This is a genomic window from Streptomyces sp. NBC_01352, from assembly GCF_036237295.1.
GTDB lineage: Bacteria > Actinomycetota > Actinomycetes > Streptomycetales > Streptomycetaceae > Streptomyces > Streptomyces plumbiresistens.
In genome coordinates this window covers 1151610-1171740 of the sequence record NZ_CP108354.1, presented here as the reverse complement: position 1 = coordinate 1171740, position 20131 = coordinate 1151610, and the positions used below count along the sequence as shown (strand labels likewise).

Sequence of the window (20131 nt, the reverse complement as noted above, 5' to 3'; positions counted from 1 at the left end):
TGCACCTGATCGGCTCACCTATTGGATGTCGGGAATATCGTCCCAATCTATCCCGGCGACGGTCGGCATTCCCGTAGGGACATCCAGAGCGCACTCGGCCCAGATGACCTTGCCGCCGTCGGTGTAGCGGGTCCCCCAGGCCTGAGCGAGCTGGGCGACGAGGAACAGGCCGCGACCGCCCTCGTCGGTGGCGGCCGCGTGGCGCAGCCGGGGAGCGGTGCTGCTGGTGTCGGAGACCTCGAAGATCAGGGCGCGGCCGTGGATCACGCGTACCTGCAGGGGGCCGCTGGCGTGGCGGATGGCGTTGGTGACCAGCTCGCTGAGCAACAGCTCGGCGGAGAAGACGGCCTCGTCGAGCCCCCAGTCGGTGAGCCGGCGGGTGACGTCGGCGCGCACGCCGGAGACGCGGGCCGGGTCGGCGGGGAGGTCCCAGGTCGCGATCCGGTCGGGGGCGAGGGTCTGGGTGCCGGCGACGAGCAGCGCGATGTCGTCGGCGGGGTGGTCGGGCACCACGGCGTCCACCACCGCCTGGCAGGTGTCCTCGGGGGAGGGGCCGGACCGGGCGAGGGCGTCCCGCAGCTGGTCGAGGGCCGTGTCGATGTCGCGGTGGCGGTCTTCGATGAGCCCGTCGGTGTAGAGGACGAGCCGGCTGCCTTCGGGGACGTGGATCTCAGCGGTCTCGAAGGGCAGGCCGCCCAGTCCGAGGGGCGGGCCGGCAGGGAGGTCGGGAAACGTCACTGTGCCGTCGGGGTGGACCAGCGCGGGTGGGGGGTGGCCGGCGCGTGCCAGGGTGCACAGCTGCGAGGTGGGGTCGTAGATGGCGTACAGGCAGGTGGCGCCGATGATGCCGGTGCCGTCGGTGCCCGGTTCCTCGCCGCCTTCGTCCCGGTCGAGGCGGGCGACGAGGTTGTCGAGCTGGGTGAGGACCTCGTCCGGTGCCAGGTCCAGCTCGGCGAAATTGCGTGCGGCGATACGCAGCCGGCCCATGGTGACGGCGGCGTGCAGGCCGTGGCCGACGACGTCGCCGACGACAAGGGCGACGCGGGTGCCGGACAGGGGGATGACGTCGAACCAGTCGCCGCCCACTCCGGACTCGGCGGGCAGGTAGCGGTGGGCGACCTCGACGGCGTCCTGCTCGGGCAGGCGCTGCGGAAGCAGACTGCGCTGCAGGGCCAGGACCATGCTGTGTTCGCGGGTGTAGCGGCGGGCGTTGTCGATGCAGACGGCGGCACGGGTGGCGAGTTCCTGGGCCAGCGAACGGTCGTCGTCCCCGAAGGGGGCGCGCTCTCGCGTGCGGTAGAAGCTGACGATGCCCAGGACGACACCGCGGGCGAGCAGCGGGGCGCTGATGAGAGAGCGCAGCCCGTACGCGAGAAGGTTTCCGGTGTGCTCCGGGCCCTGGGAGAACCGGCCGGCGGTGACCCTCAGGTCGGGTTCCAGTACTGCCTGTCCGTCGGCCAGGCAGCGGAGCTGGGGAGTGGCGGGACGTAGGTGGATCCGTTCGCCGAGCGCCTGGAAGGGGCCGTCGTCGCGGATGCCGTGGATCACCCGGCGGTGCAGGTCGGTGCGGGGATCGGCGGACTCCTCGCCTCGCAGTACCGCCTCGGGCAGGTCGATGGTGACGAAGTCGGCCAGGCGCGGCACGGCCATCTCGGCGAGTTCGCGGGCGGTGCGGGGCAGGTCCAGCGTGGTGCCGATGCGGGCGCTGGCCTCGGACAACAGTTCCAGGCGCTGCCGTGCCGCGACGGCGTGCATGCCCACGCCCGGCTCGCCCAGCAGCACCAGCCGTCCGCCGGGCACGCCGTCGGTGCCGCTGTCGATGCTGCCCGGCGGCGCGCCGGTCGGCTCGGCCGCGGGGGCGGCCGTGAGCGGCGCCTGCGCCCCGGTCTGCGCGTGGGTGGTCCCGAAGGGCGTGAGGTCGGCCAGGCGTCCGGCCGGCAGGACGGCGGGTGTGACGGTTTCCCGTGCCGCGGGGCCTTCCTGTGCCGGGTGGCCGAGCTGCGCACCCGGGTGCGTGAGTGCCGCGAGCCGTTGCCCCGGTGCGTCGTCGGTGAGGACCGCCTCGACGGCGACTCCCGCCACACCGGCGGCGCTCGTCACGACATGGCTGAGCAGGACGACCCGCCGGCCGTCCGAGAGGGTCACCTCGACGCCGGCCCGCTGGGCCGAGGCGATCAGCTCGGCGGCCTTCTCCGTGAGGACCGTCTGATCTCGCCGGTTGAGGCCGCTGTGGAGCAGCTCGTCCACCGGGACCAGGTGCCCGGCCCCGCCCGCCGCGCCGGCCCGCACCCGGCGCCTGGCGTCGAGATACGCGCTCAGCAGCCCACGTTCCCGCGCCGAGTTCTCCGCCAGGAGCCGCCGCTCGATGGCGCCTGCCGCATCGCGTATCACGGTGTCCATCGCGGGATCCACGTCGGTGCGCGGACAACCGAGGGAGAGGATGCCCTCGACGCCTCCGCTGAGCAGATCACGCACGGGGATCGCCGAGCAGGCATTCGCCTGTGAGCGCTCCGCGAAGTGCTCGGCGCCGTAGACCTGGCACAGCCGCCGTTCCGCGAGCGCGATGCCGATGCCGTTGGTTCCGGCGACCTCCTCGGCGAACACGAACCCCGGAACGCTCTGGATGGGGGCGAGTTGCCTGGCCATGGACGCCTCACCGAAGCGGCGCTGCAGCACCGTCCCGTCGGCGTCGGCCAGAGCCACGTTCATGCGGCGGCCCGCGAACCTGGACTGCAGCCAGTCGAGCACCGGACCGGCCGCGTGCACGAGCCGGCCGTCCAGATCGACGTCCTCGCGGTAGGGGAGCTCGGTCTGGTCCGGGGAGAGCCCGAGCAGGACGGAGCGCTGCCAGGAACTCAGGATCAGGCCCCGCACGCCTCCCTCGACCAGTCCGCCCTCCAGGAACCGCTCACGGGCACGTGAAGGACCGCTGGAATCCCCCACAAACCCCATGCGGATCACTTCCCTCATCGGACCGTGGTCGGCTGCCGCCCGGTCGCTCGCCGTTCGAGAAGCCGCCCGCTCTCATGTAGATATTAGAACTATGTTCATGAGTAAGCGTGTTTCGCCCATTTGGAGAAGAATTCCAAAGGGCGGCTAGCGCATGGACCGCGCCGCCGCGATGCTGAAGATCTCCATGGAGACCCCCACCCGGGTCAGCCCCGTCGTGGCCGCGCGGAAGTCCTTGATGTGTGCCGTGGTGAAGTGCTCGTCCAGGGCCTGCTGGGACACCCACCGCTCGTACACCCGGATCCGGCGCTCGTCGGACGGGTCCGCTGTCATGGCGTAGTCCAGGCAGCCGGGCTCCGCCTCACGGGTACGCTTCCCGACCTCGACGAGGTGACCCAGCATCGTGTCGCGGTCCGCCGGCTCGTAGTCCATCCAGCCGGCGACGATGATTTCCGTCGCGCTGTCCTCTGCCACGGTGGTCCTTTCCGGTCGTGCCCGTGGGCCCGCCGCCCCTCGGTCAGGAAGGAGCGACGGGCCCGCGGGCCGTTCAGATGGCGAGTGCCGCCGGGACGCTGTCCACGGTGACCGTGCCCTTGGTGCCGTCGACCGTGATCACCATGCCGTCCCGCAGCCGCTGCGTACCGCCTTCGACGGAGATGACGGCCGGGATGCCGAGTTCGCGGCAGACCACGACGGCGTGGCTGTTGAGCGCGCCCACGTCCACGACGGCCGCTCCGGCGACCAGGAACAGCGGGGTCCAGGCGGCGTCCGTGATCGGCGCCACCAGCACCTCGCCCGGCTCCAGCGCCTCGCACGAGGCCGGGTCGGAGACCACCCGTACCCTGCCGGTGTAGGTGCCCTGGCTGCCACCGACGCCCGTCAGCACATCGCTTTCCACGGCGGCCGCGATGTCCTCGTCGCTGCGTCGCGGCCAGGTGTCGATCTCGGTCTGGGCGTCCGCCGCGATGAAGAACGGCGGTTCCAGTTCGCGCAGACCGGCGTACTCCACCAGCCGCTGGGCGATGACCGGGCCGAAACCGGCCGGGTCGGCGACGTAGTCGTCGAGCTCGGTGTCCAGCAGCATCATCACGTCCTCGGGCGCGGCGAGGAGTCCCGCCTCGACCCCACGGCGGCCCAGCTCCCGTACCGCCATCCGGATCTCGTTGATGACGGACACGCAGTTCGCCTTGGTCCGCTCGCGCGCCGGGATCCACACCTGCGAGGCGTGCATTCCGGCGTCGAACATCGGCTGCACGTCCTCGGGGAGCGCGGCCCGGATCTCCGCCGCGATCTCCGTACGGCGCTCCGTGAGCCGGCGGTGCCGCTCGGCGGGGGAGTCGGCGTCGGGGCTGTGCCGGATCCGGTCGACCAGGGCCAGCGCCTGGACGGGCGAGGCCTCCCAGGACAGCGCGTGGATGTCCCACTCGTTGGGGCCGCGGTCGCCGGAGGCCGCCAGGAACTCCTCGAAGGAGTCACGGAACGCCTTCACGTCCCCGCTCGCCCCCTCCAGCGCCCGCTCCACCGCCGCCGGTCCCTGCTCGAACAGCGCGGTCAGCTCGGCCGAGGCCACGACCTGCCGGGACAGTGTCCACAGCCCGGTCGAGGGGGAGGCGGAGTCGACGTCGCCGAGTCCTGCGATGAGGTCCAGCATGGCGCCGGGGCGGTCCAGGCTCGCGCACAGCGGACCGAGGATCGCCGGTCCCACGGAGGCGGGCAGCGACGACTCGACGTGGCGCTGGAAGGTGATCTCCACGTCGTCGAGGAGGGAGCGGGCGTGTGCGACCAGTTCCGCGTCCGACAGCTGTGCCAGGTCGGGCCGCTCACGCCGGACGCGGCGCAGCCGCTCCCGGTCGGCGTTGGCCTCGGGGAAGTTGGTCTGGCCCAGCATCCGCTGGACCGTCGCCCCGGCCTTGGCCGTCAGCTCCCCGTCCTGGTCCTCGGGGTGCGCCACGTACACCGGGGTGTCCGAGCGCTGGCCGACGAAGGCCGTGTCGATCTGGTCGGCGGTCTGCCCCATGCGGATACCGAACAGCCGCATGTGGGAGAGGTTGAGGTAGAAGTAGCCGCCGAACATCCCGACGAAGGGCGGCCGGGGGCCGGTCACCTCCTCCTCGCGGTAGATGCCGAAGCCGACGAAGCCGTTGCGCCAGCCGTGCAGACCGCGCCCCCACACCAGGGACCAGCCCAGCGGGCTGGCCGGCTCGGGCAGGGTCTCGCCCGCGTTGGCGCGGGTGTAGTGGGGCAGCCGCTCGCTGCGCTGCCAGTCAGTGATCCAGCTCTTCATGCCGAGGCTCTCCCGCTCTCCGTGCCGACGTCCGCCACCGGCTACCACTGCGCCGTTCCACCGTCGACGCTGATCAGCGTGCCCGTGATGCCCGCGCCGTTGTCGCTCGCCAGCAGCGAGGCGACCGCGGCGACCTGCTCCACGGTGGTGATCTGCTTGGTGGCGGCGTGCTCGGCGAAGCGGCCCAGCCACACCTCGTACGAGATGCCCTCGGCCTCCGCCGCGGCCGGGCCCGCGGCCCGCATCAGGTCGGTGTCGACCGCGCCGGGACAGATGGCGTTGCAGGTGATGCCCTGGGTGCCGTACTCGAAGGCGGTCGCCTTGGTCAGGCCGTGGATGGCGTGCTTGTTGGTGATGTAGTGGCTGATCGCCGGCTTGTTGGCCTGCTTGCCCTCGACCGAGGAGATGTTGATGATGCGGCCCCAGCCGCCCTCCAGCATCTTCGCCAGCGCGCGGCGCGTGCCGTAGAAGTAGGCGTTGAGGTTCAGGTTGAGGGCGTCGTGCCAGGCCTCGTCGCTGAGTTGGTGGACCGGGGCGAAGCCCGAGGTGCCGCCGACGTTGTTGACCCAGATGTCGAGCCTGCCGAAGCGCTCCGCGGCGAAGTCCGCGAGGGCCTCGATGTCCTCCTGGCTGTTGGCGTCGCAGGGGTGGAAGACCGCCCGGTCCCCGGCGCCGATCTCCTCCAGGGCCTGCTTGCCCTTGAGCTCGGAACGGCCGCTGATGACGACCGTGGCGCCCTGGGCCAGGAAGGCCTCGGCGATGGCCCGTCCGATGCTGCGTGTGCTGCCCGTGATCACCGCGACACGTCCGTCGAGGCTGCCCGTAGCCACCATGTTGTTCTCCTGCGCGTCTGGTTGGTTGGTCACCTGGCGGCTCTTGCTGTGTTGTCCAGGTGTGCGTGAACGGTGCGGTGGAAGTGCTGGAGTCCGGGCTCGTTGCGTCCGAAGACGAAGTCGGTCCCGTTCAGGGCCGCAAGCCCCTGCTGGACTCCGTAGGTGGTCGCGTAGTCCTCGTCGCGGACCACCTCGTAGAACCACTCGCCGAACTTGTCGGCGGCGTGCCGCTCCTCCTCGGTCACCGCCGGATCGCGCAGCAGGATGATCTGCTGGGTGACCGACTCGGTGGCCGTCCGGGGGAGTACCAGGGAGACGGCGATCTTGTTGCGCCAGCCTCCGGCTATGGCGAGTCCGGGGTAGAGCCAGTAGATGGCTCCGACCAACTCTCCGGGGTCGCGCTGGTCCGGGGGCAGGTCGACCGCCTGCGCGATGGGGCGCAGGGCCGCCGACAGGCGCTGGTGGGGGCCCCAGGTGTCGTGGGCCATCATGTTGGAGAGGTTCGTCTCGAACACCGTCTTCGGGTGCAGCGAGGCGAAGTGGTACGTCTCCAGATAGCCGTCGAGCGTGACCTTCCAGTTGGGGCTGGTCAGCTCCTTGGTCCCGTGGTGGTGGCAGTCCGCGAGGCGCATCCCCTCGAGGAGCGGCTGCAGGTCACCGAGCCACTCGTCGAGGTCGGGTTCGGCCGCCGGGTCCAGTGAGACGAAGACGATGCCGGCGCGCTCCCCGGCCGGGAGCCGCACCAGGCTGCGCTCCGCGCGTGACACATCGCCGAAGGTCTTCTCTGCGTACACGCCCCGCAGCTCTCCGGCCAGGTCGTACGACCAGGAGTGGTACGGGCAGGTGAGCCGCTTCGACACACCGCACCCGGGCTCGATGATCTTGGCCCCGCGGTGCCGGCAGGCGTTGATCATCGCGTGCACGACGCCCTGCCGGTCCCGGGTGATCAGGACCGGAATCCCGAGCACGTCGAGTGCCTTGTAGGTGTTCGGCCCGGGAAGCTCGGCCGACATGGCGAGCGGCAGGGGATGCGTGCGGTGCACGGCGTCCATCTCCCGCTGCCAGCGGTCGGCGTCGGAGTAGTTGGCGACGGGTTCCGTCCACTGGCCGTCCGCCTCGTGCGTCGTGTTGGCGCGGTAGTGCTCCATCACGCGCTCGACGAGCTCGGCGGCTTCCCGCCGCATCGCCACGGACGCGGGGTCGGTCGACCGGTCCTGGCTGATCCACGAGGAGTATTCCGGCGCAGGGGGCGGCTGACGCTCGGCGTCGTCCGCCCGGATCTCCGGGGAACTGGTCTGGACCACGATGTCCTCACAATCCTTCCAGCCGCGAGCTCGGAAGGGGTTCTGGTACGGCAGCTGGGCTGTGAGCGACACGACAACAGGGGTAAGTGTTGTCTGTCAATAGAAAGTGCCGAAGTAGCGGCTCGGCGACTCGCAGGTCACATCGTGTTCGCTCAGGACAAAAAGGTCCAGGCGTGAGGCGATCTTTCTATTGACCGGCTCCAGTTGCGGGAGTGAGATGGCCGTATATCGAACGGGGAGGCGGTGTCATGGCCGACGACAGGGGTGATCCGGCGCCCGCGATGCCGGCGCGCATGACCGAGCCGTTCGAGGCAGGTGTCGTCGTACGTGACCTGGAACTGATGGCGCGCTTCTACCGCGAGGCGCTCGGCTGCTCCGAGGTGCACCGCTCCCGCATCCCGGCCTCCATCGGCGTCCCGGCGGGTCTGGGTGATGAGCTGCTCGTCGTCTGGCTTCAGGTGCCCTCCGGCGGGCGCGTCAAGCTGATCCGGCCTCAGGTCGCCCCGGCCCCCGCCTACTCGGTCCTGCCGCTGACCGCCCGCCGGGGGCTGTCGTATCTCACCTTCCACCTGGACGACATGGACCCGGTCGTGACGGCTCTGGCGACCGGGGGAGCCCGGCCGCTGTCGGATCCGGTCGTCGTGTGGGCGCGGGGTCGCCGGATCAGCTTCTGGGCGGATCCGGAGGGCAACGCGCTGGAGCTGGTCGACGGGCGCGGAGACGTTCGGGAGCCGGGTCGGTCCGAGCCGTAGTAATTAGAGAACCTCTTCAGTAAGGTGCCCCTGCTGGTTACTGTAGACCGGCACAACAAAGTCCGATTGCGTGAACACACCTCGCTCGGGGCGAAGGGGCGGACGATGGCTCAAAGGGCATCGAAGAAGTCGGCCGATCCGGTCGCGAACCAGGCATCCGCACAGGTCATCAGGGATCTGCACGAGCGCATGGTGCGCATCCGCCTGTTCGAGACCGAGGCGGGAAAACTCATGGAAGCCGGCAAGCTGCCCGGCTTTCTGCACCTCTACGTCGGTCAGGAAGCCGTCGCCGCGGGCGTGATGGCGGCCCTCCGCGACGACGACCAGATCACCTCCACGCACCGCGGACACGGGCATGCCGTGGCCAAGGGCGTCAGCTTCAAGCACATGTACTCCGAGCTGTACGGCCGCGTCACCGGCGCCTGCCTCGGCCGCGGCGGAAGCATGCACATCAACGACGTCACCCTCGGCATGCTCGGCGCCAACGGCATCGTCGGTGCCGGCATCCCGATCGCCGTCGGCGCCGCCTTCGCCGCCCAGTACCGCGGCGAGGACAACATCGCCGTCACCTTCTTCGGCGACGGCGCCACCAACATCGGCAGCTTCCACGAGGCCGCCAACATGGCCGCGATCCTGCGCCTGCCGGTCCTCTTCGTCTGCGAGAACAACGGCTACGCCGAGTTCACCCCGCAGTCGAAGCACATGCTGATCACCGACGTCGCCGACCGGGCCGCGTCCTACGGCATGCCCAGTGTGATCGTCGACGGCATGGACGCGGCCGCCGTCCACCAGGCCACCGTCGAGGCCGTCGCACGCGCCCGGGCCGGCGAGGGCCCCATGTTCATCGAGGCCAAGACCTACCGCTACTACGACCACCAGGGCGTCAAGGGACTGCGTCACCCCTACCGCTCGGACGCGGAGGTCGACGAGTGGAAGGCCCGTGACGCGATCGACCTGCTCGAAGCCCGGGCGATCGCCGACGGCACCGCCACCCGCGCCGAGCTGGACGACACCTGGCAGCGCACCCGCGACGAGATCGCCGAGGCCATCGCGTACGCCGAGGCCAGCCCGCTGCCCGACACCGCAGACCTCCTCCTCAACGTCTACTCGGGATGACCGCCATGACCACCATCACCGAAGCTCCGGCTCCCGCCCCGGACGGCACGGGCCGCAAGCTCAGCTACGTCAAGGCCTTCAACGAGGGCCTGGCGCAGGTCATGCGGGAGGACGAGGACGTCTTCGTCGCCGGCGAGGACGTCGCCGGGTACGGCGGCGTCTTCCGCATGTTCGACAACCTGCTCGACGAGTTCGGGCCCCGCCGCATGATCGACACCCCGATCTCCGAGGCCGCGCTCGTCGGCCTGGGCGTGGGCGCCGCCGCCCGGGGACTGCGCCCGGTCGTCGACCTGATGTTCATGGACTTCATCGGCGTCTGCCTGGACCAGATCGTCAACCAGGCCGCCAAGATGAAGTACATGTTCGGCGGCTCCGTGTCGGTGCCGCTCACCATCACCACCGCCTCCGGCGCGGGCCTCGGCGCCGCCGCCCAGCACAGCCAGAGCCTTGAGGCCTGGCTCGCGCACGTACCCGGCCTCAAGGTCGTGATGCCGTCCGACGCGTACACCGCCAAGGGCCTGACCGTCTCCGCGATCCGGGACAACAACCCGGTCGTCGTGATGCTCAACAAGGTCCTGCTCGGCAGCAAGAGCGAAGTACCCGAGCAGATCTACGGCATCCCGCTCGGCCAGGCCCACACCGCGCGGCAGGGCTCCGACGTCACCGTCATCGCGCTGGGCCGCATGGTGGGCGAGGCCCTCGCGGCGGCCGAGGAACTGGCCGCCGATGGCATCGAGGTCGAGGTCATCGACCCGCGCACCGTGCAGCCCCTGGACACCGAGACGATGATCGCCTCCGTCCGCCGCACCAACCGGGCCCTCGTCGTGCACGAGGCCGTCACCTTCGGCGGGCTCGGCGCGGAGATCGCCGCCCAGATCCAGGACGCCGCTTTCGACTACCTGGACGCGCCGGTCCTGCGTGTCGGCGCCCCCTTCTCCCCGGTGCCCTTCTCCCCGGTGCTGGAGAAGGCCTATGTGCCCGACCAGGCCCGCATCGTGCAGGGCTGCCGTCGTCTCCTCGAAAGGTCGTGACCGAATGGCGGTCGAGGTTCTGCTGCCGAAGATCGGCCTGACCATGCAGGAAGGCACGATCGACGAGTGGCTCGTGCCGACCGGCGGCGCCGTGGCGGAGGGCGACGCCCTGCTGCGGCTGGCGACCGACAAGGTCGACGTGGATGTCGAGGCGGAGGCCGCGGGACTGTTCCATCCCGCGGTCCAGGCCGGGGCGACCCTTCCGGCAGGGGCGCTCATCGGCTGGCTGCTGGCCGAAGGGGAGCAGCCGCCCGGGGCTGCGCCCACTGGGTCTGCTGTGGCCACCGGCACGGAAGCGGTGCCGACTGCCGGGGACGCTGCCTCCATGGCCCCGGCGCTCAACGGCTCCCCTGCGCTCAACGGCTCGGCGGGTCGGCTCCTGGCTTCCCCCAACGCCCGCCGGGTGGCGGCCGAGACCGACGTCGACATCAGCGCCGTACGCGGCACCGGTCCCGGCGGCCGAATCGTCTCGGAGGACGTGGAGGAGTATCTGCTCGCCTCGGCGGCGCAGCCGCCCGTCGTCCTCGGGGCGGACCCGGTGACCCCCACCTCCCCCCTGGTCCGTCGCCTGGCGAAGGAACGGGGCATCGACCTCGCGGACGTACACCCCACGGGTGCGGGCGGACGGATCAGACGGTCCGACCTCGACGCCGCCACCCCGGTGGCCGCACCGGCACCGACCCCGGTGACGCCCCGCAAGCCCACCGCCTCACCCCAGCCCGGGGACGTCATCCCCCTCACCGGAATGCGCGGCACCATCGCCCGCCGGATGCACGCCAGCCTCCAGGAGATGGCGCAGCTGACGCACGGCTACGAGGTGCGGATGGACGCCGTCGTGGCCCTGCGGGCCCAGTTGAAGCAGGAATGGGCCGACAGCGACCTGCCGGTCCCCAGCCTGGGCGACTTCCTGATGAAGGCCGCCGCACTGGCACTGCGTGAACACCCGCTGCTCAACGCGGGGGTGCTCGAGGACGGCGTCCACCTGTACGAGGGCATCCACCTCGGGTTCGCCGTAGCGGTGCCGAACGGTCTGCTCGTCCCGGTGATCGAGGACGCGGCGGAGCTTTCGCTGCCCGAAATGGCCCGCAGATCAAGGGAGTTGGCGGAGAACGCCCGATCCGGCCGGATCTCCCCGGCACTGCTGGAAGGCGCCACGTTCACCGTCACCTCGCTGGGCGGGTACGGCGTCGACTTCTTCACGCCCGTGATCAACCCCGGCAACGTCGCCATCCTGGGCGTCGGCCGGCTCAGGGACGGCGTGGAGTGGGTGGACGACCAGCCGCGGCGGACCCAGGTACTCACCCTGAGCCTCACCTTCGACCACCGCGCCGTGGACGGGGCGCCGGCGGCCGAGTATCTGCGCACGGTCGGTGAGCTGCTGCGGAAACCTCTGCGGCTCCTGGTCTGACGACGTCTGACGACCTTCCCTGCCCCGCGCCCGCCGACCGTTGCACCCATCCGGTCGGCGGGCGCGGCCGACTGCTGTCCGGCTCGGCTACTCGGCTACTCGGCTGCCGGATCGGCGATCCGCTCGGCGAGCCGGCCGACCTCGCCGAGGAAGGAACGGTGCCCGAGGGAGCGGTAGACGTCGTCCCCCCGGACCTGCGAGACCGCCGCGGTCTCGAGCAGCGCCAGCACCCCCAGACCGATCACCGCCGCCTCCGCGTCCCCGACCGGTTCACGACCCTTGCGGATCAGCCGTACCAGTTCCTCCAGCAACTGCGTCCGGATCTCGTGCCGCAGCGCCTCCGCCTCCTGGCTCATCCCTGCCGAGGACACGAAGAACACGGTCGCGGCGGACCGGTGCTCACCCAGCCAGACCACCAGCGCCGTGACGGTCGGGCCGATGTCCGCGCCGGGCTCGTGCGCCTCCGTGAGCGTCTCCAACTGCTCGCGCAGCGCGGCGGCGAACACCCGCATACCCTCCACCAGGACCTGGTCCTTGGAGGAGAAGTGGTAGTACACCGCGGCCGACGTCATCTCCGCCCGCGCCGCGATGTCCGCCACGGTCACCTCGTCCGGAGGCTGGGTGGCGAAGAGCTCCGTGGCTGCCTCGATCACCCACTGCCTGCGCGAAGGGCGGTGAGCTGCGCGGGTTCCGGATGTAGTCATGGTGTCAAGTATGCCGTGACCTTGCTGCTCCGGAGCCACGCGGGTACCAGGGTTTACGGGCTCGACCTGCGGGAGTAACTGGATAACATGGTCAGTACGCCGGGGCTCGCAGGCACCGGTCGCGGCAACCGGCAGGGAGCATGATGGCCACCACGAACGGCAAGCAGCCCGCTCACCGTCCTTCGCGACGTCAGCACATCATCAGCGCCGCCGTCCGGGTGTTCGGCCGCAACGGCTTCGCGGAGACCAGTGTGCAGGACATCGCGGACGAGGCACAGGTGGTGCCCACGGCCGTCTACTACCACTTCGCGGGCAAGGAAGAACTGCTCGAACTCGCCATGCGGCGGGTCTTCGACCAGCTGAACACCGTCGTGGAGACGGCCCGTCCGGACACCGAGCCGGGCGACGCCGAGGGCCTGATCCGCACCATCGACGCCGTGTGGGACTGGGTGGAGAAGAACCCGGACGAGGCCCGGCTCTACCAGGTCCAGATCGCCTCCGCCAACGGCGCCATCAAGCTGCTGCGCGACGAGTTCGAGCAGCGGCACATCCAGCGTGCGTACGACTATCTGCCCGAGAGCACCGCCCGGAGTCCGCGGGCGGCCAAGGCGCGGCACGCCTCGCAGGCGCTCGCGGTCCGCACCTTCATCAGTACGACGATCCTGGTGACCGCGCTGCGTGCCGAGGGCGGACCGCTGTCCCACATGCCGTCCCGGTCCGTGCAGGAGGCGGTCAGGTCCCTGGCGCTGCGCATCGTCGCCGCCGACCAGAAGGCCGAGTCCGCGGCCACACCGGCCTAGGGCCTGTCCGGCGGATCATGCCGCAGACGCGGGGGCTGGTGCGCCCATCTGCGGCGTTGTCGTCGGTTGCCGACTCCCCCACGCTCGAACAACCTCGCGCGGGGGGACCCCCATCGCGTCGACGCCCTCCTCCGCCTTGCAGCTGGACGCACCAGCCCCCGCTCACCAGCGGTGGTCAGGCGCCGCCGATTTCCTGCGACCTGATCCGCCGGACAGGCCCCAGGACCCGTCCGGGAGGAGCCGGCTCACCAGGGCAGCGGTCTGCGCTCGGCGAACAGTCCGCCCGTCGTTCCGTCGCCCTCCGGAAGAGTCGCCAGCCAGACGGGCGTGTCCGCGCCCTCCTCCGGCCCGCGCGGGGCGGCCGCGCCGCCCATGCCGCTGCGGGTCCAGCCGGGGTCGGCCGCGTTGACCAGGACGCCCGTGCCGGCCAACTCGCCCGCGAGCATCCGGGTCAGCGCGTTGAGCGCGGTCTTGGAGACGCGGTAGGCGGGGTGCCGGCCGGAGTCCATCAGGGCCAGCGAGCCGTACGAACTGGTGAGGTTGACGACGCGTCCGTAGCCAGCTCGCACCATGCCCGGGACGACCGCCTCGGCCACGCGCCAGGCACCCAGGAGATTGACGTCCAGGGTGGCGCGCAGGACCTCCTCGTCGAGGTACGGCGGCCGCAGTTCACCGTCCAGGGACACCCCGGCGTTGTTCACCAGTACGTCGATTCCACCCCCGCCGAGCAGTTCCCCGGCCTCGCGCACCGCCTCGGTGACGCTGAGCGGGGAACTCACGTCCAGCGCGAGCGGCAGCGCCGCCGGGCCGATGCCACGGCACACCTCCTCGGCGGCTTCCCGCTTCCGCGCCCCGACCAGAACCCGCAGCCCCCGGTCCGCGAGCTGCCGGCAGATCTCCGCGCCGATCCCGCGCGCGCCGCCGGTGACCAGGGCGGTTCTGGGCTCGCTCATGACAGCTCTCCTCGGTTGGGCGCGGCCGTGCCGTTCAGACCGTCAGCACCGCGCACGCGCTGATCCCGGGCGCCCCGTACACGTGGGTGAAGCCCACCTGGGGACCGCCCGGCACCTGCACTCCTGGTGCGCGGCCCTGCAACTGCCGTACGACCTCATGGAATTGACGCAGTCCCGAGGCGCCGACGGGTTCGCCGCCCGCCAGGCACCCGCCGTCGGTGTTGACGGGGATCCGGCCGGTGGGGTCGGTGTCTTGCGCGGCCAGGAGCTCCTCCTGCTCGCCGTGCCCGCACAGCCCGGTCTCGGCCAGATGGATCAACTCCGAGCCGCTGTCGGTGTCCTGCAGCTGGGCCACCTGCACATCGGCGGGCCGCAGCCCTGCCCCCCGGAAGACCGCCTCCGCGGCGTCGACGCTCGGGCTGCGGTGCGGTCCCGGCGGCAGCCAGGGCGAGAACACCTCGAACGAGCCGAACCGCCTGGTCCGGAAGGCCAACGAGGCCAGTTTGACGGGCCGTTCGCAGAAGTCGAAGGCGCGGTCGCCGCGCGCGAGCACCAGCGCGGCAGCGCCCTGCCCCGGGGAGCAGAACATGTACTGGGTGAGCGGAGGGCTCACCTCGGCGGAGAGGAGGATCTCCTCCTCCGTGAGCTCCTTGCGCCGCCAGGCCAGGGGGTGTCGGGAGCCGTTGCGGAAGGCGCGCGCGGCCACCATGGCCAGCGCCCGCTCCGGGATTCCGTACTCGTGCAGATAGCGCTGCGTCTTCAGGGCGAAGAACTGGGTCGTCAGCATCATGCCGGTCTCCGCGTACCAGTCAGGGAGACCGTAACGGGCCGCCGACACATGGAACGCGCCCCGCTCGTGCTTGTCGAACCCCACGGCCAGCCCCAGCGACGCCTCACCGGCCCGCAGCGCGTTGGCCACCGCGAGCACCGTCGAGGCGCCGGTCGCGCAGCCGTTCTGCACATTGACGAACGGCACACCGGTCAGCCCCAGCCGGCCCACCAGGGTGTCGGGCTTGCCGGACACGTCGGAGCCGCCCGCCGCGTACCCGATGTCCTCCCAGGCGACACCGGCGTCGGCCAGCGCCTCCCGCACCGCCCGTACCGCCATGTCCATCCCGGTGACGGACTCGTCGCGGCCGAAGGGATGCATCCCGCATCCGACCACGTAGATGTCGTCGTCCCGGCTCATCGCTGTTCTCCCGACCGAACATCCGGACGGAACGCGAAGGTCAGCACGTCGGTCCCGTCCTCGTCCTGGTACGCGGGCACCGTGGTGAGCCGGACCGGAAGCCCGATCCGTACCTCCGGGCGGGACATCTCCAGCCGCGCCTCGACCAGCACGTCACCGAGGTCCACATAGCCCACGTGGTACGGCCGGTACCCATCGGCCGGTGGGCGGTACGGCGGCTTGGGCGGGAACGCCTGCAGCGTCCACGACCACACCCGGCCCCTCACCGGCAGGGGATGCGCGGACATGGTCCCGTCCGAGCACTTGGGGCAGGAGTCCTGCCGGGGAAAGACGACGGTGCCGCAGCCGGAGCAGCGCGCGCCCACGAGGCGCGGGGGGTCCGCGCCGTCGAACAGGCCGTCGTCGATGAGTCTGGTGGTCATGCTCTCGTCCTGTCCTCCTGCCGTCCGACGGGCTACCAGCCCAGCAGTCCGGCGAGCCGTTCCCGGTGGTGCGCGGTACCGCCCAGCAGCACGGCGTCGGACTGCGCGCGCCGGAAGTACAGGTGCGCGTCGTGCTCCCAGGTGAAGCCCATGCCGCCGTGCAGCTGGACACACTCCGCCGCCACGTACGTGAACGCCTCGCCGCACCAGGACTGAGCCACCGCGGCGGCCTCGGCGAGCGCGTTCGGGGACCCGGCCGCGCGGACCGCCCGCAGCACCGCGGACCGCGCGGACTCCACCTGGAGCAGCATGTCCGCGCAGGTGTGCTTGACCGCCTGGAAGCTGCCGAGCGCCCTGCCGAACTGCGTACGGTCCCGCACATGCGCCACGGTCATGTCCAACGCCGCCTGCGCCCCGCCGAGTTGCTCGGCGGCGAGCGCCACCAGGGCGGTGTCCAGGGCGCGGGTGACGACCTCCGTCCCCTCGCCCCCGGCGGTCAGCGCACGAGCCCGGGCACCGGAGAACGTGATCACCGCCTGCCCTCGGCTCAGGTCCAGGGTGGGGACCCGGCGGACGGTCACGCCCGGCTCGCGCGGGTCGGCGAGGAAGAGGTCCACTCCGTCGGGACCGGTGGCCGCGACCACCAGGGTCTCGGCGTCGGCGCCGTCCAGGACGAAGGGCGCGGTGCCGTCAAGGATGGCGACGCCACCTCGCCACGTGACGCCCACCGGCACGGCGTCCGGCCGCCACACGCCGTCGGGTGCGGTCACCGCGAGTGCGTGCACCCGGCTTTCGGCCAGCTCCGCCAGCGGCTTCGCGGCGGTACCGCAGCCGGCCAGCACCTGCCCGGCCAGCACGGTGGAGGACAGCAGCGGCACCGGCGTCAGCGTCCTGCCGAGTTCCTCGCAGACCACGGCGATCTCCGCGAGGCCGCCGATGCCTCCGACGTCCTCCGGCAGGCCGAGGGCCGCGAGGCCCACCTGCCGGCCGAGGGTGTCCCACAGTTCGGCGTGGATGCCGGGGGAGTGTTCGTCGAGCGAGCGCACCGCCGCGATGCCGCCCGCGTCCGCGCACACCGACCGCACGGTCTCGCGCAGATCCTCGAGTTCGGACTCGGACAGTCCGGACTCGGGGGCCTCGGTCACTCCGCCGGCGGGGTCGGTCACAGTGGTCATGTCGCTGTCCTGTTCCGCTCGTTCCCACGCCCGCGCAGCACGCTGTGGGCCGCCGCCATGCGGGCGACCGGCACGCGGTGCGCCGAGCAGGAGACGTAGTCCAGTCCCAGGTCGTCGCAGAACGCGATCGACTCGGGGTCCCCGCCGTGCTCACCGCACACGCCGAGCTTGATGTCCGGCCGTACGCTCCTCGCCCGCTCCACGGCCAGGGCGATCAGCGCGCCGACGCCGTGCGGGTCGAGCCGGGCGAACGGGCTGGCGGTGAGGAACCCGCGCTCCTGGTACGAGGCGAGCACCTGGCGTTCGACGTCGTCCCGGGAGAAGCCGTAGGTGAGCTGGGTGAGGTCGTTCGTGCCGAATGAGAAGAACTCGGCGTGCTCGGCGAGTTCGGCGGCCATCAGCGCGGCCCGCGGAGTCTCGATCATCGTGCCCAGCCGGTACGGCACCTCGATGCCGGTGCGGGCGGCCACCGTCGCGGCGGCGTCGCGCACGAAGCCGGCCGCGGCCTCCAGCTCCTCCGGCATGCTGACCAGCGGGATCATCACCTCCAGCTGGGGCCTGACGCCGGTCGCGGCGACATCGGCCCAGGCGGAGAAGAGCGCCTCGGCCTGCGCCGGGTACAGCCGCTCGTGCAGCAGTGCCAGGCGCACGCCGCGCAGCCCGAGCATGGGGTTGGCCTCGCGCAGTGACGCGGCCCGCTGCTCCGCGGCTGTGTCACCGGCGGCCTCGGCCTCTCCGGGAGCGGGCAGGAACTCGTGCAGCGGCGCGTCCAGCAGGCGCACGGTGACCGGGCGGTCGCCGACCGCGGCAAGGAGCGCCTTGAAGTCCTCGTGCTGGGCGTGTTCCAGGGCGACCAGTGCCTCGTCGCGGGCCGCGGGGTCGGCTGCCAGGATGACGCTGCGGATCAGCGGCAGCCGCTCGCCGAGGAACTGGTGCTCCGTACGGCACAGGCCCACACCCTCCGCGCCGAGGGCGACGGCGGTGTTCACCTCCGCCGCGGTGTCGGCGTTGACCCGTACTCCTAGCCGCCGCGTGTCGTCGGCCCACTCCAGCAGGGTGGACAGCTCCGGCGGCGGTCCGGCGACGCTGATGGTCAGCGTTCCGGCGTAGACGGCGCCGGTGCGGCCGTCGAGCGACATCGGGTCGCCCGCGTGCAGCAGCCGGTCCCCGATCCGTACTGTGCCCGCCGTCCGGTCCACTCGCAGGCCCTCGGCACCGCAGACCGCCGGCTTGCCGGCGCCGCGTGCCACCACGGCCGCGTGCGAGGCGATGCCTCCGCTGCCGGTCAGTACCGCGGCGGCGGACAGCATGCCGGGGACGTCGGCCGGTGTGGTCTCGTGCATCACCAGGACGGCGTGCGTGTCCTCGGCGGCCAGCTCCAGGGCGCGTTCGCTGGACAGCGCGATGACGCCGGTCGCGGCCCCGGGGGACGCGGGCAGCCCACGGACCAGGAGGTCCTCGTCGCCGGTCAGCTTCAGCTGCGGGTGCAGCAGCTCCTGCACCTGCGCGGGACTGATCCGGCGTACCGCGTCCTCCTTCTCCAGTGCCCCGTCCTGGGCCAGGTCCGCGGCGAGGCACACCGAGGCACGCAGCGGCGGACGGCTCTGCACGGAGGCGGCGAGCAGGGAGATCTCGCCGTCGCGCACCTCGAAGTCGACGGACACCGGCGCGTGCAGATGGCGTTCGAGGGTGAGCAGCGAATGCTCGAGGAGGGTCGTGCCCGCCGTCAGCTTCTTCAGCGGTTCGCCGGTGTGCGGTGGCGGTGCGCTGCGGCGCACGCCCCGGAAGAAGGAGCCCTCGGCCGAGAAGCGGCCGGTCTCGGGGTGGCGGCTGACCGCCGTGCCGTAGCCGGAGCGGTCCGAGGGGCCGATGCGCAGCGCCTGTACGTGCAGGGCGATGCCCAGGTCGGCGGCAAGCTTCTGAGCCTTGCGCGACCTTCTGGCGCGCGGCGAGTCCCAGCGGGCCAGGACCGCCCGGGCGGCCAGGGCCAGCTGCTCGGCCGGGTCGACCGGGAAGGGCCGCTCGGTGTGCTGGGCGACCAGGGACAGCAGGGCCTCGACCCGGTCGCGGGGCTCGGGGGCGTCGAGGAGCGCGTCGTCGAGCACCGCTGCCGGGATGTCGAGGGCGTACTCCGCGATCATCCGGACGGTGGCGGCCCACGCCTCGTACAGTCCCTCCGCGCGGCCGATGACGGTGCACAGGTCCTCGGCGTTGTCCGGGGTGGCGCCGAGACAGGCGAGGTCGGGCGGGAGCCCGGCGACCTCGCCGGGCGCGCTGGCGGACAGCCGCAGCAGCAGCGGCCGGGCGGGGTCGCCGACCCGGCGTCCCGAGAGCTGCTCGACGAGGGCGACGGCCGCCTGCGCGGTGCCGGGCTCGCCCAGCGCCCGCGCGGAGCCCGTGGGCACAGTGAGTCCCGGGACCACCGGCAGCCCGAGGGCCACCAGCCGGTCCATCGCGATGCCGTGCGCGCCCAGCTCATCCGCGTCGAGTCCGCGAATTCTTCCCTGGCCGTACGGCACCAGGGCGAGGCCTGTGGCCTCAGGGTGGGCGACGGTGCCCGCCGGTCGGTCGGTGATGCTCACCCCCGGCTCCTTCGGACCAACTGCTCCTCGAGCGCCTCGTCGTCGGCCCGGCTGATCCCCAGGACCAGCAGCAGTTCCTGGTGCAGCCGCATCCACACGGTGTGGTACGAGTCGCAGAGCGGCGAGGCCAGCCACTGGGCGCCGCCGTCGTCGAACTGGTCGAGCGCCTCCTCCAGGCCGGTGAGATACCGGCCGCTGCCCGCGAGCAGCCGTTCCAGCCTGCGCAGCACGGGCTGGATGGCCTCGTGCACGTCCTCGAGCATCTCGCGCACCTCGGCGTCGTAGACGCTGTCGGTGTGGTCGTTGACGCTGCCGTCCGGGCGGCACTGCCAGGCCGTGCAGACCTCGCGCACCTTTCGGTTGACCGGCAGGAACGCCTCGTAGACCGCGTTGATCTGGTCCTGGAGCTCCGAGTCCGCCGGAAGCCGCAGCATCTTCGCCGCGGCGGTCTTGGCGTACTCGGTGGGCAGCACCATCGGGCCCTTCACCATGGCGAGCCCGGCGTCGACCAGGGGGCGGTACTGGTCCTCCGGCACGCCGCGCCACATGCCGCGCAGGACAAGGTCGATGACGGCGTCGGTCAGGGACTTGTCGAGTGTGTCTGTCCGCTCCGCGGCAGCAGAATGCAT

17 protein-coding genes are annotated in these 20131 nt (G+C 71.6%); 5 read left to right on the top strand and 12 right to left on the bottom strand.

Annotated features, from left to right (window positions below; genetic code table 11):
• Nucleotides 1-18: 18 nt before the first annotated feature.
• The 5 genes from OG252_RS05665 to OG252_RS05645 all read right to left on the bottom strand — a co-directional run bounded on the left by OG252_RS05665 (nucleotide 19) and on the right by OG252_RS05645 (nucleotide 7370).
• Nucleotides 19-2970: a SpoIIE family protein phosphatase gene (locus OG252_RS05665; RefSeq protein ID WP_266451555.1), complete on the bottom strand. Its 2952-nt coding sequence runs from the start codon at nucleotides 2968-2970 to the stop codon at nucleotides 19-21.
• 126 nt (nucleotides 2971-3096) lie between these two features.
• Entirely contained in the window at nucleotides 3097-3423 is a 327-nt protein-coding gene (locus tag OG252_RS05660) for a putative quinol monooxygenase (RefSeq protein WP_266451557.1), read from the bottom strand.
• A gap of 73 nt (nucleotides 3424-3496) precedes the next feature.
• A complete protein-coding gene (locus OG252_RS05655; RefSeq protein ID WP_329334214.1) occupies nucleotides 3497-5233 on the bottom strand; it encodes a PEP-utilizing enzyme in 1737 nt (578 codons plus the stop codon).
• Nucleotides 5234-5274: 41 nt separating this feature from the next.
• A complete protein-coding gene (locus OG252_RS05650; RefSeq protein ID WP_266451561.1) occupies nucleotides 5275-6099 on the bottom strand; it encodes an SDR family NAD(P)-dependent oxidoreductase in 825 nt (274 codons plus the stop codon).
• Nucleotides 6096-7370 carry an aromatic ring-hydroxylating oxygenase subunit alpha gene (locus tag OG252_RS05645; protein ID WP_329334211.1) on the bottom strand — a complete coding sequence of 425 codons (1275 nt, stop codon included), beginning with the start codon at nucleotides 7368-7370 and terminating at the stop codon, nucleotides 6096-6098. Before OG252_RS05645 ends, OG252_RS05650 begins: the two co-directional genes overlap by 4 nt.
• 248 nt (nucleotides 7371-7618) lie before the next feature.
• Between OG252_RS05645 and OG252_RS05640 the strand changes: the two genes are divergently transcribed.
• From OG252_RS05640 to OG252_RS05625, 4 genes are all read left to right on the top strand, one after another.
• Complete coding sequence (locus tag OG252_RS05640; protein ID WP_329334209.1) at nucleotides 7619-8122, top strand: VOC family protein; 504 nt, start codon at nucleotides 7619-7621, stop codon at nucleotides 8120-8122.
• Between the two features lie 105 nt (nucleotides 8123-8227).
• On the top strand, nucleotides 8228-9238 hold the full coding sequence (locus OG252_RS05635; RefSeq protein ID WP_266451567.1) for a thiamine pyrophosphate-dependent dehydrogenase E1 component subunit alpha: 1011 nt from the start codon (nucleotides 8228-8230) through the stop codon (nucleotides 9236-9238).
• Nucleotides 9239-9243: 5 nt separating this feature from the next.
• On the top strand, nucleotides 9244-10269 hold the full coding sequence (locus tag OG252_RS05630) for an alpha-ketoacid dehydrogenase subunit beta (protein WP_329334207.1): 1026 nt from the start codon (nucleotides 9244-9246) through the stop codon (nucleotides 10267-10269).
• A gap of 4 nt (nucleotides 10270-10273) precedes the next feature.
• Nucleotides 10274-11677 (top strand): 2-oxo acid dehydrogenase subunit E2, encoded by a 1404-nt coding sequence (locus tag OG252_RS05625; protein WP_329334205.1) that lies wholly within the window; start codon nucleotides 10274-10276, stop codon nucleotides 11675-11677.
• Between the two features lie 95 nt (nucleotides 11678-11772).
• Here the strand turns inward: OG252_RS05625 and OG252_RS05620 are convergent, their stop codons facing one another.
• A complete protein-coding gene (locus OG252_RS05620; RefSeq protein ID WP_266451570.1) occupies nucleotides 11773-12381 on the bottom strand; it encodes a TetR/AcrR family transcriptional regulator in 609 nt (202 codons plus the stop codon).
• Between the two features lie 140 nt (nucleotides 12382-12521).
• Here OG252_RS05620 and OG252_RS05615 point away from each other — a divergent pair, with 140 nt between their 5' ends.
• On the top strand, nucleotides 12522-13181 hold the full coding sequence (locus OG252_RS05615; RefSeq protein WP_266451571.1) for a TetR/AcrR family transcriptional regulator: 660 nt from the start codon (nucleotides 12522-12524) through the stop codon (nucleotides 13179-13181).
• A gap of 245 nt (nucleotides 13182-13426) precedes the next feature.
• On the opposite strand, the gene OG252_RS05610 is transcribed toward OG252_RS05615, so the two are convergent.
• The 6 genes from OG252_RS05610 to OG252_RS05585 are packed head-to-tail and all read right to left on the bottom strand — an operon-like array spanning nucleotide 13427 to nucleotide 20131.
• Entirely contained in the window at nucleotides 13427-14134 is a 708-nt protein-coding gene (locus tag OG252_RS05610) for an SDR family NAD(P)-dependent oxidoreductase (RefSeq protein WP_266451572.1), read from the bottom strand.
• A gap of 34 nt (nucleotides 14135-14168) precedes the next feature.
• Nucleotides 14169-15323 (bottom strand): thiolase family protein, encoded by a 1155-nt coding sequence (locus tag OG252_RS05605; protein WP_329334202.1) that lies wholly within the window; start codon nucleotides 15321-15323, stop codon nucleotides 14169-14171.
• Nucleotides 15320-15745, bottom strand: coding sequence for a Zn-ribbon domain-containing OB-fold protein (locus OG252_RS05600; protein ID WP_266451574.1), 426 nt, complete (start codon nucleotides 15743-15745; stop codon nucleotides 15320-15322). Before OG252_RS05600 ends, OG252_RS05605 begins: the two co-directional genes overlap by 4 nt.
• A gap of 32 nt (nucleotides 15746-15777) precedes the next feature.
• Nucleotides 15778-16920, bottom strand: a complete 1143-nt coding sequence (locus OG252_RS05595; RefSeq protein WP_329334199.1) for an acyl-CoA dehydrogenase family protein — start codon at nucleotides 16918-16920, stop codon at nucleotides 15778-15780.
• Nucleotides 16917-19502 carry a putative PEP-binding protein gene (locus OG252_RS05590; RefSeq protein WP_329334197.1) on the bottom strand — a complete coding sequence of 862 codons (2586 nt, stop codon included), beginning with the start codon at nucleotides 19500-19502 and terminating at the stop codon, nucleotides 16917-16919. The genes OG252_RS05595 and OG252_RS05590 overlap by 4 nt, the downstream gene beginning before the upstream one ends.
• Complete coding sequence (locus OG252_RS05585) at nucleotides 19499-20131, bottom strand: hypothetical protein (protein WP_266451577.1); 633 nt, start codon at nucleotides 20129-20131, stop codon at nucleotides 19499-19501. Before OG252_RS05585 ends, OG252_RS05590 begins: the two co-directional genes overlap by 4 nt.

Bases quoted from the DNA above. Each gene is read 5' to 3' on its own strand.
- OG252_RS05665 (WP_266451555.1), bottom strand. From the start codon at position 2,970: ATGAGGGAAGTGATCCGCATGGGGTTTGTGGGGGATTCCAGCGGTCCT.
- OG252_RS05655 (WP_329334214.1), bottom strand. From the start codon at position 5,233: ATGAAGAGCTGGATCACTGACTGGCAGCGCAGCGAGCGGCTGCCCCAC.
- OG252_RS05640 (WP_329334209.1), top strand. From the start codon at position 7,619: ATGGCCGACGACAGGGGTGATCCGGCGCCCGCGATGCCGGCGCGCATG.
- OG252_RS05635 (WP_266451567.1), top strand. From the start codon at position 8,228: ATGGCTCAAAGGGCATCGAAGAAGTCGGCCGATCCGGTCGCGAACCAG.
- OG252_RS05630 (WP_329334207.1), top strand. From the start codon at position 9,244: ATGACCACCATCACCGAAGCTCCGGCTCCCGCCCCGGACGGCACGGGC.
- OG252_RS05625 (WP_329334205.1), top strand. From the start codon at position 10,274: ATGGCGGTCGAGGTTCTGCTGCCGAAGATCGGCCTGACCATGCAGGAA.
- OG252_RS05620 (WP_266451570.1), bottom strand. From the start codon at position 12,381: ATGACTACATCCGGAACCCGCGCAGCTCACCGCCCTTCGCGCAGGCAG.
- OG252_RS05615 (WP_266451571.1), top strand. From the start codon at position 12,522: ATGATGGCCACCACGAACGGCAAGCAGCCCGCTCACCGTCCTTCGCGA.
- OG252_RS05610 (WP_266451572.1), bottom strand. From the start codon at position 14,134: ATGAGCGAGCCCAGAACCGCCCTGGTCACCGGCGGCGCGCGCGGGATC.
- OG252_RS05605 (WP_329334202.1), bottom strand. From the start codon at position 15,323: ATGAGCCGGGACGACGACATCTACGTGGTCGGATGCGGGATGCATCCC.
- OG252_RS05600 (WP_266451574.1), bottom strand. From the start codon at position 15,745: ATGACCACCAGACTCATCGACGACGGCCTGTTCGACGGCGCGGACCCC.
- OG252_RS05595 (WP_329334199.1), bottom strand. From the start codon at position 16,920: ATGACCACTGTGACCGACCCCGCCGGCGGAGTGACCGAGGCCCCCGAG.
- OG252_RS05585 (WP_266451577.1), bottom strand. From the start codon at position 20,131: ATGCATTCTGCTGCCGCGGAGCGGACAGACACACTCGACAAGTCCCTG.